Genomic DNA, 15,369 nt, shown 5'->3' on the forward strand with positions numbered 1-15,369 from the left:
CTCTGCTCAAGCAACAAGGGCTGCCCGCGGGCAGCCCTTGTCATTTTTGGTGCTCAGGCCGTCTGGGGCACCTGGCGGTTCACCTGACCCACGAACAGCTGATGGAAACGGGAGTGGGAGTTGGCCAGCAGGCTGACCGGCGAACCCTGCTCCACTACTGTGCCGGCCTCCATCACCACCACCTTGTCCACCGACAGCAGCGGCTCCAGATGGTGAGCGATCACCAGGTAGCTGGCCTCCGGTCGGTAGCGATAGAGCAGCTCTGCCATCTTGCGCATGCCGCCGTGGTCGAGGTCCGAGGTGGCCTCGTCCAGCACGATGAGCGGGCGGCGCGACAGCAGGATGCGGGCGATCACCAGCAGCTGGGTCTCGCCGGCGGAGAGCTGCAGCTTGTCGAGCTCCTCGTCCAGCCGGCCGGCGCAGCGCTCGGCCAGCCCCACCCGGGCCAGTGCCTGCTCCAGTGCCGCGTCGTCGTGCTCGGTCAGGGGCGCCAGGTTGGCTCGCAGGGTACCGAAGAAGGTGAGCGGGATCTGGGAGACGGTGTCGTAGAGATCGCGCACCGCTTCCGGCGCCAGCCGGGAGAGCGGCTGCTCGCCGTAGTAGATCTCCCCCTGGGTGGCGGGATACATGGCCTGCAGCACCCCCAGCAGCGAGCTCTTGCCGGCGCCGGTACGGCCGCACACGCCCACCTTCTCGCCGGGGGCCAATTCGAAGTTGACCTTGTGCAGCGCCCACTGGCTGGTCTGGGGATAGCGCAGCCCCAGGTTGTCGAAGCGCACCTTGGGGTGAGGGGTGGCGAGGGCCTCCCCCTCCTGGCGCTCGCTCTCTATTTCGCTGTATTCGCGCACCCGCTCCACCGCGTTCATCACCTGCTCCACCTCGGCGAAGGTGCGGATGAGGGAGTTGAGCATGGCGGAGGCGGTAAAGGCGTAGGTGATGGCCACGGCCCCCAGCAGCGAGCTGTTGCCAAAGGCCACCATCAGCGCCACGGCGCCCACCAGGGCGGCGGAGAGCAGAGTCTGGTGCATGCCGAGCCAGCGGTTGATGGAGGTGGTGGTGTACCAGCTGCGCAGGTTGTTGTCATAGTGCAGCAGCACCTGATCCAGCGCGAAGCGCTCGGCCCCGGCCAGGCGCAGGGCGGGGGCGCCGCGGATGGTCTCGCTGATGCTGATATAGAGCGGCGAACGCAGCACCGACGCCTGTCGCCGCAGCTTGAGCTGCACCGCCCGGTAGCGGCGCTGCAGCACGTAGAGGGCCCAGCCCACCAGGGGGGCGATGAGCAGCAACAGCGGCATGTTGACGCCGATCACCACCACCTGCAGCGCCACCGACACCAGCATGCCGAACAGCCCCATCAGCATCGACAGCAGGATCTCCTGGGCTTCCCCCAGATCCCGGTCGAAGCGGTTGAGGATGCGCCCCTGCGGCACCTTGTCGAAGAAGGCCATGGGGGCGCGGCTGATGCGCCCCAGCATGCCGTCAAACAGGGTCCAGGCCAGCTTGAGGCCGAGTTTGTAGTTGATGACCCGCACCACCATGATGCAGGTGAGGGAGCCCGCTCCAAGCAGCACATAGATGCCGAGCAGCTCGCTCACCTCGGTCACCCCGGCCTTGCCGCCGAGCCAGAGATCCGAGGCGATGCGCAGCCCCTCCTGACCCAGGGTGAGCAGCAGGGCGAGCAGGATGGCGCCGGGGGCGGCCAGGCGCTGCCACATGAAACCGAACAGCCCCCAGTCCACCTTGCCCTCCACCACCTTCTCTTCATTGAACTGCTCCGCCTCCTGGGGCGGCACCGGCGGGGTGGGCTGGGGATGCTGGATAAGATCCGCCAGCTGGTGGGCATCGAGCTCCACCAGTTCGCCCTGCTCGATGCGGATCACCCGATCGCAGTGAGCCAGCACGTCCGGGTCGTGGCTGACAAGGAGCCGGGTCGGCCCCGGCTTGAAGGCGAGCCCCCGCTGCAGCACCTGGGCCGAGACGATGGGGTCGAGCGCCGAGAGGGGGTTGTCCAGCAGCAGGATGTCGGCCTGGGCGTAGAGGGCGCGGGCCAAGGCGACTCGCTGCTGCTGGCCGCCGGAGAGGCGGGTGCCGAGCTCGCCCACCAGGGTCTGATCGCCGTGGCTGAGCAGTTCGAGGTCGGCGCCCAGCGCACAGGCCCCCAGCACCCAGCGATAGCGCTCGGCGTGCCAGGGCTGGCCAAACAGGATGTTGTTGCGGATGGTGTCGTTCATCAGCCAGGGCTTGTGGCCCAGATGGGCGACCCGGCCGTGGCGGCGGATGCTGCCCTCGAAGCTGTCGTCAAAGCCGGCGACCAGGTGCAGCAGGCAGCTCTTGCCCGCCCCGGTGGCGCCGGTGATCCCCACCAGTTCCCCCGGCTGGATAAACAGGCTGGCTCCCTGCAGCACGGTTTTTTGCTGGTGCAAGGCGGTGACGTTGTCGAGCCGCAGGCCGCCCACCGGCAAGCTGGGGTCGGTGAGATCCCTGTGTTGCTCGGGGCTGTTGAGAAACTCGCACAGCCGGTTGAAGCCGGTGTTGAAGTTGATCAGGGTGCGGATGAGGTAGGGCAGCCGCATCATGGGGATGCGCAGCACGGTGAACAGGGCGATGGTGGTGAACACCTGGGGCAGGGTGAGTTCTCTGCCCGAGACCAGATAGGTGGTGAAGGTGGCCAGGGTCACCAGCAGCGGGGTGCTCAACATCAGGCTCTCGTTGATGGCATCGAGCCTGAGCACCCGCCCCAGCACCCCCAGCTCCTGCTGGCGCTTGTGGCCGGCGGCCCGGGTGAAGAAGGCACCGAGCCCGTTCTGGCGCACCAGCCGCAGCTTCTTGATGTACTCCGCCAGTATGCCGTTGCGCTCGTCCTGCTGACGCTTGAGCTGCTGCTCCTGCTGATTCATGCGTCGCACCACCCGGGTAGAGATGAGCAGCAGCAGGGTGAGCACCGCAAAGCCCACCAGGCCGGCGCTGCCCACCTGCCACACCAGCAGGGCGATGGTGCCGAGCAGTTGCAGCAGCATGGTGAGCGGCATGGCGGGGTCGGCCAGAATCCAGGTGATGTCCCACACGTCCCGGTTGATGAGGTTCTGCACCCGGCCACCGGCCCGGTCGTCGAAGCTCTTGCCACCCAGCTTCATCACCTTGGCGAGCAGGGACTCGGCCAACAGGCGGCGGATGGGCATGTGCATCTTGAGTGCCAGCTGCAGCGAGTGCTCCGCCAGCATGCCGGAGGCGAGCACGGAGGCGAACAAGGCCAGGGCCAGCAACAGCTTGTGGCCGGTGTCAGCGCCGGTGCCAAGCTGGGTCATGCTGTGGTTGAGCAGCCAGGGGCTGGCCAGGGTGGCCAGCATGCCGAGCAGCTGCAGCAGGGTGAGCAGGCCGATGCGGCCGCGATACTGGCGCCAGATAAAGGCGGTGATGGGCCAGGGGCGCACCGGCTGGGCGGCGGTGAGCGCGAGGAAGGCGTCGGCGCGGCCATCGCGCCTGTCTTCCGGCAACAGGGGATAGAGATCGTCGAGGTTGACCTGGGGCTCGGTCAGCCCCTTGCGCTGCAACGGGCCGGTCCAGTGATAGAAGAGGCGGCTCAGCCAGCCGGCCGATATTTCCGGATGATCCAATGGGTGTCCTTATTATTTTGTGCTGCTTCCAGGGGGCGGGGCGGCTCATGGGCCGCCCTCGATATTGTCGTCTTGCTGCGGGCGCGAGCCCGGCGGGATCAGCGATCCCGATTCATGCGGATGAGCCGGTCCAGGATCTGCTCGCCATCGACCCGCAGGCCGTTGTGCTCGTACTCGTTGGTGATCCAGGCGCGGCTGTTGCCAAGCCCCTTGAGGGTGTCTCGGCTGTAGTCGAACTCCACGTACATGTCCTCGGCATAGACGGCGCAGGCCACCGGCACTTGGTTGCGGGCCAGCTGCACCGGGTCGTAGAGGGGGCCCCAGTCGGCCTTCTGGGCCAGCAGGTGGGCGGCCTCCTTGAGCGGGATGAGCTCGCGGAACTGCTCGAACATCCAGGGGAAGATCATCTCGCCGGTGAAGGCGAAGTCCTTGCCCGGCGCCCAGGCCAGGGCCGGGAACTCGCCCCTGACCCGCTCGGCCGCCCAGTTGCTGGCGCTCCCTTCGCAATAGATGGACTCGTGCAGGATGGCGAACACCGGGTTGGTGTTGAACGGCTGCATCGCCTGCAGCTGATAGAGGAAGGCGGGGTTGATCCGCTCGCCGATGAAGGCGTCTTCCAGCAGGTAATAGAGTTCTTCGAAGGCGCCGCTGGCACCCAGATCCAGCCCCTGCTGCTGCAACTGCTCCACCGTCAGACGTTGGCCGTTGGGCAGGCGCACCTCGTGGTTATGCAGGTGGTTGGCCAGCCGGTTGGCGATGGCCTGGGCATGGGGGAAGCGGGCGAAGAAGGCGCGGTTCTTGTCTGCCACCCGCTGGTAGGTGGCACGGTAGACCTCGTCCGCGCTGCGACCGATGGGGGCCACCCCGCCGGTGAGGTAGACCTCGTGCAGGCTGCCTGGGAACAGGGAGAGGTAGGTGAGGCTGCAAAAGCCGCCGAAGCTCTGGCCGAGCAGGCTCCAGGGGCGACCCGGGCTCAGCACTTCGCGAACGTACTCGGCGTCGCGCACTATGCTGTCGGCGCGAAAATGGCCGAGGTACTCCGCCTGCTGCCGGCCAGTGAGCTGGGCCAGTGCCTCGGCGCTGATGGGGCTGGAGTGACCGGTGCCACGTTGATCGAGCAGCAGCACCCGAAACTCCTGTAGAGCCCGCTTGATCCAGCCGCTGGCGGCGGTCGGGCGCGGGGCGCCAAAGCCGGGCCCGCCCTGCAGGAACAGCAGCCAGGGCAGATCGTCATGCAGCCTGTCCTGGCGGCAGAGGGTGCGGCCAAACAGGGTGAGGGTCTCCTCCTCATCCGGTCGCTGGTGGTCGAGGGGCACGGTGAAGAAGCGGGGCTCGCAATGGATGCCGTCCAGCACGTAACGCAACGGGCTGCTCATCTGGGGTCTCCCTGAGGGTAGGAAAATCGTCGGCCTCATCATAGCCCTGGCGCAGGAGCGGGTCACGCCGGTTTTCCAAATTGTTAACATTGTTGCCAAGTGAAAACGGGGGGCCGCAGGGTGATGAATTTATTGTCGGCAAGGGAGTTGACGGTGGCGGGCCGGCTGCACAAAGATGGCTCGCCTGCCGACGGGGCAGGGGTCGTAACAGGATGAGGTGGGCGCGATGAAGCCTGGGTGGAGACGATTGCGCAAAAAAGAGAAACGGGTGAACCCGGAGGGGATGCTGCAGACCGGTTTGTTGCTGTTCAGTGCCACCTGCGGCGCGACCCTGCTGCTGGCAACCTGCAACGGCAGCTGACCGGAATGAAAAAAGCCCGCTCGATGAGCGGGCTTTTCAAATTTGGCTCCTCCTACTGGACTTGAACCAGTGACATACGGATTAACAGTCCGCCGTTCTACCGACTGAACTAAGGAGGAATTGTGGTGCCCAGAGACGGAATCGAACCGCCGACACGGGGATTTTCAATCCCCTGCTCTACCGACTGAGCTATCTGGGCAACGGCGCGCATTAAACCCTTTCTGAACGGATGTGTCAACCGCATGGCGCAGATAGTCGCATCGTTCGCTCGACAAGTGAGCAATCAGGGTGTTTGTTGGGCGGTTTGGCCTGTTTTCATCCTGGGCGGCGGGTCGGCAGATGAAAAAAGGGGCCCTGGGGCCCCTTGTCATGGCTGTCGTGCTCAGTGGCGGCTGACGATGATCCGCCCGGTACTCATGTCACGGGCCTGACCGGTGACGCTGATCTTGAGCCCGTATTCGGGCAGCAGGCGACCGGCATCCGGGATCTCCTTGCTCTGGTAGCTGCGGGAATCCTTGAACACCCGGTTCGGGGTGATCCAGAAGTCGCGCAGCAGGGAGCCGCTCGGGTGCTTGAGGTTGAGCGGCTGCTGGAAGCCCAGGCTGAAGGTGGCGTCGTGGATCTGGTAGCGGGTACCGGCCACGGCGCCGTCGCTCCACTTGAGGGTGCGCTGATCCGCATCCACCACCCCGAGGAAGCCCTCACCCGGGTGGACTCCCACCCAGTTGTTGACCTGGCTGTTGTCCACGTACCAGAGCAGCATGCCCGGCTCGTAGCGCATCAGCTGGTCGGCCACATTGATGTGGGCCAGCCCCTTGTCCACTCCCGCATGGTTGCGCCACTCGGCCAGGTAGTAGTGATCCTTGGCCTCGTTGCCGTCGCTCTTCACGAAGCCGGCGAGGGTGAAGGGGGAGTTGCCCTCGGCACCGTCGCTCAGCAGGGTGTCGCCATCGGCGAGGATCTGCAGCTCGTCCACGAACAGCCCGTTCTCGGCCACGCCGCCGTCGCTCAGGTATTGCAGGGTCAGGGTGACCTGCTGACCGGCCCAGGGGGTGAGGTCGAACTCGGCATCGGTCCAGCCATTGGAGTTGCCGGTGATGCCGACCCCGAAGCCGACCCCGTTGGGATCGTCACTGGTGGTCAGGTTGCCCGCGATGGGCTGGCCGTTGACCAGCACCCTGGCGTAGTCGTACCCCTCTTCAATCTGATACCAGGCCTTGAAGTTGAGGCTGGCGCTCTGTTTGCCGCTCAGATCCAGCTTGAGGCTCATGCGGTTGTCGAGGTTGTTGCCCTTGCCGCCGTGGTACTCGTACTGGCCGGCGTAGGGCGGGTTGAGCGGGATCTGCTTGGCCGGCAGGTTGATGCGCACCACGTCGTCGTTGCGCCCCTTGTCGTTGGCCTGATCCAGCATGTAGACGTTGCCGCGCGGGCTGAGATCGGCGAGCTGCACATTGCTGCCGTGCAGCCAGTTGCCGCCGAGGGAGGCCTGCAGGAACTCCTTGGCCCAGGCGGAGAACCCGGTTGGCTCGGTGCCGCCGATGACCCCGGCCCAGGAGCCGGAGGACATGATGGACCAGGTCGCCACCGGTTCGCCCTTGCCGGTGTACTTGGTGTCGTACTCGTCCGGCAGCCCCAGATCGTGGCCATATTCGTGGGCGCAGACCCCGGCCGCCGCATCGATGGGCTGGATGGTGTAGTCGTAGGCGGCAAACTTGCCACCGAAGTTCTGGCTCGGGCTGCTGGTGCCCGGGATGGGGTAGGGGGCACCCAGGTTCCAGCGGTGTGCCCAGATGGCGTCTTCGCCAAGATCGCCGCCACCGGCCTCCTCGCCGACGCTGGAGTGGAAGATCATCAGGTGGTCGATGAGGCCGTCCGGCTCGTCCCGGTTGCCGTTGCCGTTGAGATCGTAGCGATCCTCCTGGTCAAACTCGGACAGATCGATGGAGGGGTCGCCCGCCACCTGGATCAGCGCCTCCTTCACCAGCTCCCGGATGGTGTTCGGAGTGGCATTGGCGCCGTAGTAGGCGGCGTTCTTGCTGGCGGTATACCAGCCCGCCACCTGGCCGCGCACGCTGTAGCTCTTGCCTGACTGCTGCTCGTAGAACTGGCGCATGGAGATGAACTGCTCGCCGTTCGGGCCGGCATAGCCCTTGGACGAGAACAGCAGGTCGTTGTAGTGCTCCGGGGTGTAATCCGGGTAGTACATCTTGGTGAGCTCGGGGCGGATGCTGTTTTTCGGGTAGTCGGGGAAGTCCACCAGGATGGCGAGGATCTTGTCCTTGCGCATCTTGCCCTGATAGTGCTCCCGCTCGATGGACTTGAGCAGCAGAGTGGGCACCCGATCGCCAGGACGGGCGGTGCCGTTGAGGCGGATCTTCTTGAGGATGGTCTCCCGCACCTTGCCCTCTTTCACCGCCAGGGTACCGCTGTTGCCCTGATAGGCCCGCGACTTCTCGCGATAGTAGCTGGCGAGGGCCGCCTGCTCCTGCTCGGGGGAGGCCAGGGTCGGGATGCGGCCGCTCTTCTTGAGCATCTCCAGCACCTTCACCTCGTCGGCCAGGGGGGCATCGAACGGACCGTGGACCGGGGCGGCTATGGCATGGTTTCCAATCATAAGGGTTGAGCCGACAAGCAGGCTCATTATTGTTTTTTTAGGCATTATCTATGTGCTCCTTCACATGATAAAAAGGGAGCCTCACTGGCTCCTCTTTCCGTACGGGCGATGGATTGCCCGCGTCCCTTGATACACTCCGTGGATGGCCTTGTCACCGTCGCGCTGCTGGTGGATCCTGCTGATTTCAAACGGCTTGCTGGCGGTGTCGCGTGGTTTTGACACATCCGAGCAAAGCTCCATATGGAGCAATTCTGTTTTGGCGGCAGATTACCCTTTATTAACCTTTTGTGATGGCACCCCATTTGGGGTGGCTGCCGACGACGGCTTATCTTGGTCTGCCGCATTGAGCCGGATGGGCTGTGCGAGTATGCTTTGCCGCAACCGGGCCTGCGGGGCGGCAGATGGCCGAGATGGCACCGTCCGCGCTGGCATTTGATCACAACACAGTCGCATCTGGGGTTAATATGAGTCTTGATATGCAAGAGTGGCGCGAAGAGACCACCGCCATCGTCAACGAGTTGCTGGCCGATGGCAGCAACCCGGATCTGGAGTACGAGATTGAGCACCACTTTGCCTGCCAGGATTTCGATCTGCTGGAGAAGGCGGCGGTCGACCTGTTCAAGGCCGGTTTCGAAGTGACCGATGCCGAAGAGATGGAGCTGGATGACGGCGCCACCATCTTCTGCTTCGACGCCACCGTCGAGTGCAAGCTGGACATCGAGACCATAGTGGCGGACATCGCCACCATGCTGCCCATCCTCGAGAAATATGGTGTGGATTACGACGGCTGGGGCACCTACTTCCAGGAGTAAGTTGCCTGATGTGTGCCAGCTACTGCTGCGCGCCAGAAACAACAAGGCCACCCTCGGGTGGCCTTGTTGTTGTGAGCATCACGCCTGTGGCAACTGGTAGCAGCGGGCAAACTCGGCGGGGGGCAGCGGGCGGCTGAACAGGTAGCCCTGCAACCGGTCGCAGCCGGCCTGCACCAGCCACGCCTGCTGCTCTTGCGTCTCCACACCTTCGGCGGTGATCTTGATGCCGAGCTCGTGGCCCAGCCCGATGACGGAGCGCACGATGGCGGTGGTGGCCTGGTTGGTGACCAGCTCCTGCGTGAAGCTTTTGTCGAGCTTGAGGGTCGCTACCTGCAGCCGTGGCAGATAGGCCAGACTGCAGTAGCCGGTGCCGAAGTCGTCGATGGCGAGCTGAAAGCCCGCCTCGATCAGGCAGGCCAGGTTGCTCTCTATCTCGTCGGCGTTCTCCATCAGCACCCCTTCGGTGATCTCCAGCTCCAGCTGCCAGGGGGCGAGGCCGTGACGTTCGATGCAGGCGAAGATCTGCGGGCAGAGCTCGGGATCGCGAAATTGCAGCGGCGACAGGTTGATGGAGAGCACCAGATCCGGTGCATCGGCCTGCCAGCGGGCCAGCTGGGCGCAGCCCTGCTCCAGCATGTGGCAGCCGAGCAGGCCGATGAGCCCCAGCTCTTCCGCCAGCGGGATGAATTCGTCCGGCGAGATCATGCCGAGCTCGGGATGGGGCCAGCGGCAGAGCAGCTCGGCCCCGTGCAGCTGGCTGGTGCGGGTGCTGATGATGGGCTGGTAGACCGCGGTCAGCTGGCCGGACTTGATGGCGAGCGGCAACTGGGCCGCGATGAGCTGACGACGCTTGAGCTTGGCATCGAGTTCGGGGTCGAACAGGGTGCAGTGCTGCTGCTGACGCTTGCCCTGGGCCAGGGCGGCCTCGGCGTGGCTCAGCAGCCGTTCGGCGTCGTTGGCCTTGCCGTGGGCGATGCCGAGGAACACCGGGATCTGGATCCTGTGCTCTTCCACCTGATAGGGGACCATCAGCGCCCCCTGCAGACGGCTGCTCCAGTTGGCCAGCGGCTCGTTCAGTTCGGGCAGCAGCATGGCAAAGTCGTCGGCGGCCACCCGGCACACCAGCGACTGGGGCGGAGCCAGCTGCTGCAGGCGACGGGCCACCTGGCTGAGCAGGCGGTCGGCGACCCGGATGCCGAAGCGGTCGTTGATCTCGCGAAAGTGTTGCAGGTCGACCAGCACCAGGCTCGCCTTGCGGGCGCCGAGGTGACGGCTGGTCTGCAGAAAGTGGGAGAGCTTGAGCAGGCCGGTCAGGCTGTCGTAGTGCTGCTCCTGCTGCAACTGGGCCTGGGTGGTGCGCAGCCCGGTGATGTCGCGGCTCAGGGTGAGGATGCCGAGGGAGTTGCCCTCGTCGTCCGGCACCTCGACCCGGGTCACCTCCAGATGGCGGCCCTGGCCGTTGGCATCCACCAGGCAGTATTCACCCCGTCCCATCGGCAGTTCGGTGGAGAGGCGGTGGGCCACCCGCTGGCCGAGGGCCTCGCTGGCCGCCATCCCCATGAAGTCGAGAAAGGCCTGGTTGCAGTCGATCAACAGCCCCTGATGGTCTTCCAGCCGGATCGGATCCGGGATGGCGTCCAGCAGGCGGCGTTGCAGCAGTTGCTGCTGGCGGAAGGTCTGCTCCAGCTCCTTGCGCTGATCTATCTCGTTGACCATGCCGAACAGAGCCACCGGCTTGCCCTGCTCGTCGTAGAGCGGGATCTTGTGGATCTCCATCCAGCTGGTGGCGTCGCCGTTGTTGCAGTGCAACTGCTGATAGAGCAGGGGTTTGCCCTCCGCCAGCAGGCGCAGATCCTCTTCCCGAAAGATGTCGCCCCAGGGCATGTCGGCATCCGTCTTGCCGACGAGATCCGCCGGCAGCGGCAGACCCGCCTGCTCCGTGAAGGCACGGTTGGCAAACAGGTAGCGCCCATCCGTATCCCGGCAGAAGATATTCATGGGTAGCTGGTCGATGATCTGCTGCAGCAGGGGCAGGGTGAGCAAGGAGTTCACACAGACACTCACGGGGGAAATTTCGAGCAAATCTATGATAGCAGGCTGGTTTTGTAAAGCTTGGGTTAAGGCTGACTCATTTCTGCCGATCCCTGCTGACAGTCTCTGTCGCTGCCGCCATAATAGCCGCCGGTCGGCCGAGGGCCGGATTATATGGATGAGAGAAGCAGCATGAAAAAGATAGTGGGAGTAGCACTGGCCCTGTTGATGGCCGGTTGTGCCAGCGACAACAATGGCGGCGAGCAGTACCGCTATACCCCGCCAGTAGCCAAGGCGACCAACAACACCCAGGAGATGCAGATCCCGGTGGATCTGGTGTGGGCCCGCGCCGAGAAGTGGTTTGGCGATCATGGCCTTAACATCGAAAACAGCCAGCGTGGCTCCGGCCTGATGACCGCCAACGTCGAGAACTCGGCCGACGGTCTGGAGTGGCTGGATTGCGGTACCATGGGCTCCAAGGTCGCACTGGGCAACCCCAACCTGCAGATCAACCTGATCATCACCCAGAGCGGCAACAACAGCGTGGCCACCGTCAACGTCAAGGGCAACACCCAGCTCTACTTCGTCGAGTCCTCCGGCGAGCGGGTACCGGCTCCTTCCATCACCCCGGTGTGCGTCTCCCGCGGCAGCCTGGAACAGAGCCTGTTCTCCACCCTCGCCAACTAAGGTTGCGCCGAGTACCAGCAAAAACCCCGTTGCCTGCAACGGGGTTTTTTGTTTCCGGCCTGGTGGAAGGGGAGATGCGGGCCGCTGTTGATAGCCGCAAAAAACAACCCCCGGCAGGGCCGGGGGCTGGATAGAGTCGGGTGACTCAGCGGGCGACGTCGCCGTGAAACAGCGTCTGTTCGCCGGCTTTGAGCACATACCCCTTCCACGGGAAGAGGGCGTAGCCGCTGCCTTGCCACGACCAGTTGCCTTCTGCGCCTTGGCGGGTGAGCAGGTGTTGCTCGCCGCTCGGCAGGGTCAGCTCGGCCTGGCTCTGATCGGCGTTGAACAGCACGAAGGCGCTGCCGGTCTGGCTGGCATCGGTCGGATTGAGCCGGATGCCCTGCTCGAACAGCCGTACGCACTGCCTGGTCAGGGCTGACCACTGATAACCGGCGCTGGCACGGCAGCCGTGGACATCCTGATCATTGCCGACCAGGTGTTGTTCCGGGGTACTGCAGGCCGCCAGCAGCAGGGAGGCGGCCATCAGGGTCAAGGTGCGCATGGTTACTCCTTGGCATCCCGCTCGATGACGATGTTGGAGAAGCCCAGCTCCTTGAAGTAGTTCTCCCGGTAATCCTTCACGCTCTTCTTGTCGCGCCGGCATACCTGGGCCAGCTGCTCCTCCATGGCGTGGAAGCTGGTGAGATCGATCCCTTCGGCGGCGGCAACGGCATCATAGATGCTGTTGAACTTGTCGTTGGCGTAGCCGATCTCCTTGGCCTGCTTCTTGTAGGTGTAAGTAATCTTGAACGCCATGGCGTTATTCCTTTGCTTTGGCTTGCTTGCGCTGGACGTACAGATAGAGGCTCTCTACCTTTTCCCGCGCCCAGGGAGTTTTTCGCAAGAATTTCAGGCTGGACTTGATGCTGGGATCCTGGGTAAAGCAGCGGATATTGATCTCCTGCCCCAGTTTTTCCCAGCCGTAGTGTTCGACCAGGGCGGTGACGATGGCCTCCAGCGTCAGCCCGTGCAGCGGGTTGTTCTTCTGGGAAGCGGGTTGATCGCTCATGCCTGCTCCGCCAGCTTGGCAAAGGGCTGACCCATGCGGGTGGTGACCCCGTTGGCCAGATGGGGTTCGAACCCGGCCAGCATGCCCGGGCCAAACAGGCAGACGACGGTACTGCCCAGCTTGAACAGACCCATCTCGGCGCCTTTTTGCAGGGTGATGGCCTCGTCACCTGTGTAGTCCCAGCGCACCACCTTCTTCTCTTTGGTCGGCGCTATGTTGCCGGCCCAGATGGTTTCGATGCTGGCCACGATAGTGGCACCGACCAGCACCAGCGCCATGGGGCCGTGCGGGGTGCGGAAGGTGGCCACCACCCGCTCGTTGCGGGCAAACAGGTTGGGCACGTTCTCGGCGGTGAGCGGGTTGACGGAGAAGAGATCCCCCGGCACGAACACCATGCTCTCCAGCACGCCGTCCAGCGGCATGTGGATGCGGTGGTAATCCTTGGGCGCCAGGTAGATGGTGGCGAAGTCGCCATCCTTGAACGGCGCCACCAGATCCTCATAACCGCCCAGCAGCTCGCGGGCGCTGTAGTCGTGGCCCTTGGCCTGGATGATGCGACCCTGCTGGATCGGGCCGAGCTGGCTGACGGTGCCATCCACCGGCAGCGCCAGGGTCATGGCATCCTCGACCAGGGGGCGGATCCCCGGCTTGAGCTCGCGGGTGAAGAACTCGTTGAAGCTCTTGTAGTGGGCAGGGCTCTCGTGCAGCGCCTCGCTCATGTCGACCTGGTACTGCTTGATAAAGGCCTCGATCACCTTGGTGGTGAGGTTGCCCGCTTCGGCGGCGGCAAGCTTGCCCACCAGGCGGGAGAGGGTGTGTTTGGGCAGACAGTATTGACCGGCAATTTTCAGGTTGTCAGTAATGCTCATGTTCATCATCAACGTAGGTTAAACAGGGTCACAGGCGTGCCTGTTGGCGACCGTGACGGGCTTCCTGCATGGTTTCCAGGATGCGGTGATAGTTGTGGAAGCGATCGGCGCTGATGGCGCCCGCTTCGACCGCGGCGCGCAGGGCGCAGCCGGGATCGTCCTTGTGGGTACAGTCGCGGAACTTGCAACCGCCCAGATAATCGCGGAACTCGACGAAGCACCAGGTGATGCGGTCGGCCTCCAGATGCCAGAGGGCGAACTCGCGGATCCCGGGGGAGTCGATGAGATCGCCGCCGCTCGGGAAATGATAGAGCCGCGCCGTGGTGGTGGTGTGTTGGCCGAGTCCCGAGTTTTCGGAGATCTCGCCGGTGAGCACATCCAGCCCCGGCATCAGGGCATTGGTGAGCGACGACTTGCCGACCCCGGACTGGCCGACGAAGATGCTGATCTTGTCGGTCAGGGCGGCTTTCAGCTCATCGAGCCCTTCGCCGCTCTCGCAGCTCACCAGCAGTACCTCGTAATTGAGCTTGCGGTAGGTTTCGAGCTGGCGCTCGATGCGGGCGCGGGCGGCATCATCGAGCATGTCGACCTTGTTCAGCACGATGAGGGGACAGATCTCCACATCCTCGGCGGCCACCAGATAGCGGTCGACGATGTTGGTGGAGAACTCGGGCATCACCGCCGAGACGATGATGATCTGGTCGATGTTGGCGGCGATGGGTTTGACCCCGTCGTAGAAATCCGGCCTGGTCAGCACCGAGTGACGCGGGTGCACCGCCTCGATGACGCCGGCGGTCGCGGCATTGAGGCCGGGACGCCACACCACCTTGTCGCCGCACACCAGGCTGCTGATGCTGCTGCGTCGCAGGTTGCTGCGGTGGATGGCACCATCGCTCGCCTCGACGTCTGCGTGCTGACCAAAACGGCTGATCACCACCCCTTCGATGGCCGGCCCGAACAGGGTGTCATCCACCTCTGTGGTGTGCTCTTTTTGCAGCCGACGCTCGCGGTTGGCCTGGACGCGCCTTTGTTGACCCAGATTGAGTTTTGCTTTCTTTGCCACTCGATTCGCCAGTTTATGAACAGATCCAAAGCCAGTATGATACATGCAAATTGGCAAAATTCCGCCATTCCTCCCAATAGAGAGAGCAATCATGACAGTCAGCGCGCAGAACCTGGTATGGATCGACATGGAGATGACGGGCCTTGACCCTGAAGAAAACGTGGTACTGGAGATTGCCACCATCGTCACCGACAAGGACCTGAACGTGCTGGCCGAAGGGCCGGTCATCGCCATTCACCAGAGCGACGAAGAGCTGGCCAAGATGGACGACTGGAACGTCAACACCCACACCAAGAGCGGTCTGGTGGCCCGGGTCAAGGCGAGCCAGCACGACGAGGCGAAAGCCGTCGCCGAGACCCTCGAGTTCATTCGCCTGTGGGTCCCGGAGCGCACCAGCCCGCTGTGCGGCAACAGCATTGGCCAGGATCGCCGCTTCATGGTCAAGCACATGGCTGATCTGGAAGCCTTCTTCCACTATCGCAACGTCGATGTCAGCACCATCAAGGAGCTGGTACGCCGCTGGCAGCCGGCGCTGCTGGATCAGTTCAAGAAGAGCGGTACCCACCAGGCGCTGGACGACATCCGCGAATCCATTGCCGAACTGCAGTTTTACCGCAGCCACGTCTTCAAGATCTGACGCCCAGGCAAGGGATTGCCCCGCTCTGGTTGCTAAAATCGACAGTTCGACCAGCTTTTGAGCGAACGCGCGCAACCAGACAAAAAAGCCCTTGCAATTGGAATGACTGCTCTTATAATTCGGCTCCCGTACAGTAGCGCAAGCAACCAAATGCTGTACGGCCTGTTTTAAGGTAGTTGCGGGAATAGCTCAGTTGGTAGAGCACGACCTTGCCAAGGTCGGGGTCGCGAGTTCGAGTCTCGTTTCCCGCTCCA

The 15,369-nt window shown here is 63.7% G+C and carries 13 protein-coding genes and 3 tRNA genes; 5 read left to right on the top strand and 11 right to left on the bottom strand.

The features are described 5' to 3' along the window. Positions 1-53 precede the first annotated feature (53 nt). Together PG897_RS20125 and PG897_RS20130 are read right to left on the bottom strand one after the other, a co-directional pair. Positions 54-3,614 (bottom strand): ATP-binding cassette domain-containing protein, encoded by a 3,561-nt coding sequence (locus tag PG897_RS20125; RefSeq protein WP_270829310.1) that lies wholly within the window; start codon positions 3,612-3,614, stop codon positions 54-56. Between the two features lie 98 nt (positions 3,615-3,712). Beyond that, positions 3,713-4,990, bottom strand: coding sequence for an alpha/beta hydrolase (locus PG897_RS20130; protein ID WP_201885143.1), 1,278 nt, complete (start codon positions 4,988-4,990; stop codon positions 3,713-3,715). A 226-nt stretch (positions 4,991-5,216) separates the two neighbouring features. Here PG897_RS20130 and PG897_RS20135 point away from each other — a divergent pair, with 226 nt between their 5' ends. Further along, on the top strand, positions 5,217-5,351 hold the full coding sequence (locus PG897_RS20135; RefSeq protein ID WP_080631843.1) for a hypothetical protein: 135 nt from the start codon (positions 5,217-5,219) through the stop codon (positions 5,349-5,351). A 43-nt stretch (positions 5,352-5,394) separates the two neighbouring features. On the opposite strand, the gene PG897_RS20140 is transcribed toward PG897_RS20135, so the two are convergent. From PG897_RS20140 to PG897_RS20150, 3 genes are all read right to left on the bottom strand, one after another. After that, positions 5,395-5,470: transfer RNA gene (locus PG897_RS20140), tRNA-Asn, on the bottom strand. 4 nt (positions 5,471-5,474) lie between these two features. After that, positions 5,475-5,550, bottom strand: a tRNA-Phe gene (locus PG897_RS20145). 183 nt (positions 5,551-5,733) lie between these two features. Then, the gene (locus tag PG897_RS20150) at positions 5,734-7,965 is read right to left on the bottom strand and encodes an immune inhibitor A domain-containing protein (RefSeq protein WP_236660678.1); all 2,232 of its coding nucleotides are present in this window, start codon (positions 7,963-7,965) and stop codon (positions 5,734-5,736) included. A gap of 464 nt (positions 7,966-8,429) precedes the next feature. Here PG897_RS20150 and rraB point away from each other — a divergent pair, with 464 nt between their 5' ends. Then, positions 8,430-8,777 (top strand): ribonuclease E inhibitor RraB, encoded by a 348-nt coding sequence (gene rraB / locus PG897_RS20155; protein WP_080628938.1) that lies wholly within the window; start codon positions 8,430-8,432, stop codon positions 8,775-8,777. A gap of 78 nt (positions 8,778-8,855) precedes the next feature. Here rraB and PG897_RS20160 read toward each other — a convergent pair whose 3' ends face one another. Next, positions 8,856-10,829, bottom strand: a complete 1,974-nt coding sequence (locus PG897_RS20160) for a putative bifunctional diguanylate cyclase/phosphodiesterase (RefSeq protein ID WP_042007430.1) — start codon at positions 10,827-10,829, stop codon at positions 8,856-8,858. Positions 10,830-11,000: 171 nt separating this feature from the next. On the opposite strand from PG897_RS20160, the gene PG897_RS20165 reads away from it, so the two are divergent. Beyond that, complete coding sequence (locus tag PG897_RS20165) at positions 11,001-11,495, top strand: hypothetical protein (protein ID WP_010633004.1); 495 nt, start codon at positions 11,001-11,003, stop codon at positions 11,493-11,495. Positions 11,496-11,640: 145 nt separating this feature from the next. On the opposite strand, the gene PG897_RS20170 is transcribed toward PG897_RS20165, so the two are convergent. From PG897_RS20170 to rsgA, 5 genes are read right to left on the bottom strand one after another with little or no spacing between them, the layout of a single operon-like run. Next, a complete protein-coding gene (locus tag PG897_RS20170) occupies positions 11,641-12,039 on the bottom strand; it encodes a hypothetical protein (protein WP_043170357.1) in 399 nt (132 codons plus the stop codon). 2 nt (positions 12,040-12,041) lie between these two features. After that, positions 12,042-12,293 carry a DUF2960 domain-containing protein gene (locus PG897_RS20175; protein ID WP_043170355.1) on the bottom strand — a complete coding sequence of 84 codons (252 nt, stop codon included), beginning with the start codon at positions 12,291-12,293 and terminating at the stop codon, positions 12,042-12,044. A gap of 4 nt (positions 12,294-12,297) precedes the next feature. Continuing rightward, complete coding sequence (locus PG897_RS20180) at positions 12,298-12,546, bottom strand: VF530 family DNA-binding protein (RefSeq protein WP_019839449.1); 249 nt, start codon at positions 12,544-12,546, stop codon at positions 12,298-12,300. Continuing rightward, positions 12,543-13,415, bottom strand: a complete 873-nt coding sequence (asd, locus tag PG897_RS20185; RefSeq protein WP_043170490.1) for an archaetidylserine decarboxylase — start codon at positions 13,413-13,415, stop codon at positions 12,543-12,545. Before asd ends, PG897_RS20180 begins: the two co-directional genes overlap by 4 nt. A gap of 28 nt (positions 13,416-13,443) precedes the next feature. Further along, complete coding sequence (gene rsgA / locus PG897_RS20190; protein ID WP_043170352.1) at positions 13,444-14,478, bottom strand: small ribosomal subunit biogenesis GTPase RsgA; 1,035 nt, start codon at positions 14,476-14,478, stop codon at positions 13,444-13,446. Between the two features lie 91 nt (positions 14,479-14,569). Here rsgA and orn point away from each other — a divergent pair, with 91 nt between their 5' ends. After that, positions 14,570-15,115 (top strand): oligoribonuclease, encoded by a 546-nt coding sequence (gene orn / locus PG897_RS20195; RefSeq protein ID WP_017779425.1) that lies wholly within the window; start codon positions 14,570-14,572, stop codon positions 15,113-15,115. A gap of 178 nt (positions 15,116-15,293) precedes the next feature. Then, positions 15,294-15,369, top strand: a tRNA-Gly gene (locus tag PG897_RS20200).

This window comes from Aeromonas sp. QDB20 (assembly GCF_027707805.1).
GTDB lineage: Bacteria > Pseudomonadota > Gammaproteobacteria > Enterobacterales > Aeromonadaceae > Aeromonas > Aeromonas dhakensis.

Coding starts and splice junctions, on each gene's coding strand:
- PG897_RS20130 (WP_201885143.1), bottom strand. CDS start 4,990: ATGAGCAGCCCGTTGCGTTACGTGCTGGACGGCATCCATTGCGAGCCC.
- PG897_RS20175 (WP_043170355.1), bottom strand. CDS start 12,293: ATGGCGTTCAAGATTACTTACACCTACAAGAAGCAGGCCAAGGAGATC.
- PG897_RS20150 (WP_236660678.1), bottom strand. CDS start 7,965: ATGATTGGAAACCATGCCATAGCCGCCCCGGTCCACGGTCCGTTCGAT.
- PG897_RS20135 (WP_080631843.1), top strand. CDS start 5,217: ATGAAGCCTGGGTGGAGACGATTGCGCAAAAAAGAGAAACGGGTGAAC.
- PG897_RS20180 (WP_019839449.1), bottom strand. CDS start 12,546: ATGAGCGATCAACCCGCTTCCCAGAAGAACAACCCGCTGCACGGGCTG.
- rraB (WP_080628938.1), top strand. CDS start 8,430: ATGAGTCTTGATATGCAAGAGTGGCGCGAAGAGACCACCGCCATCGTC.
- asd (WP_043170490.1), bottom strand. CDS start 13,415: ATGAGCATTACTGACAACCTGAAAATTGCCGGTCAATACTGTCTGCCC.
- PG897_RS20170 (WP_043170357.1), bottom strand. CDS start 12,039: ATGCGCACCTTGACCCTGATGGCCGCCTCCCTGCTGCTGGCGGCCTGC.
- PG897_RS20165 (WP_010633004.1), top strand. CDS start 11,001: ATGAAAAAGATAGTGGGAGTAGCACTGGCCCTGTTGATGGCCGGTTGT.
- orn (WP_017779425.1), top strand. CDS start 14,570: ATGACAGTCAGCGCGCAGAACCTGGTATGGATCGACATGGAGATGACG.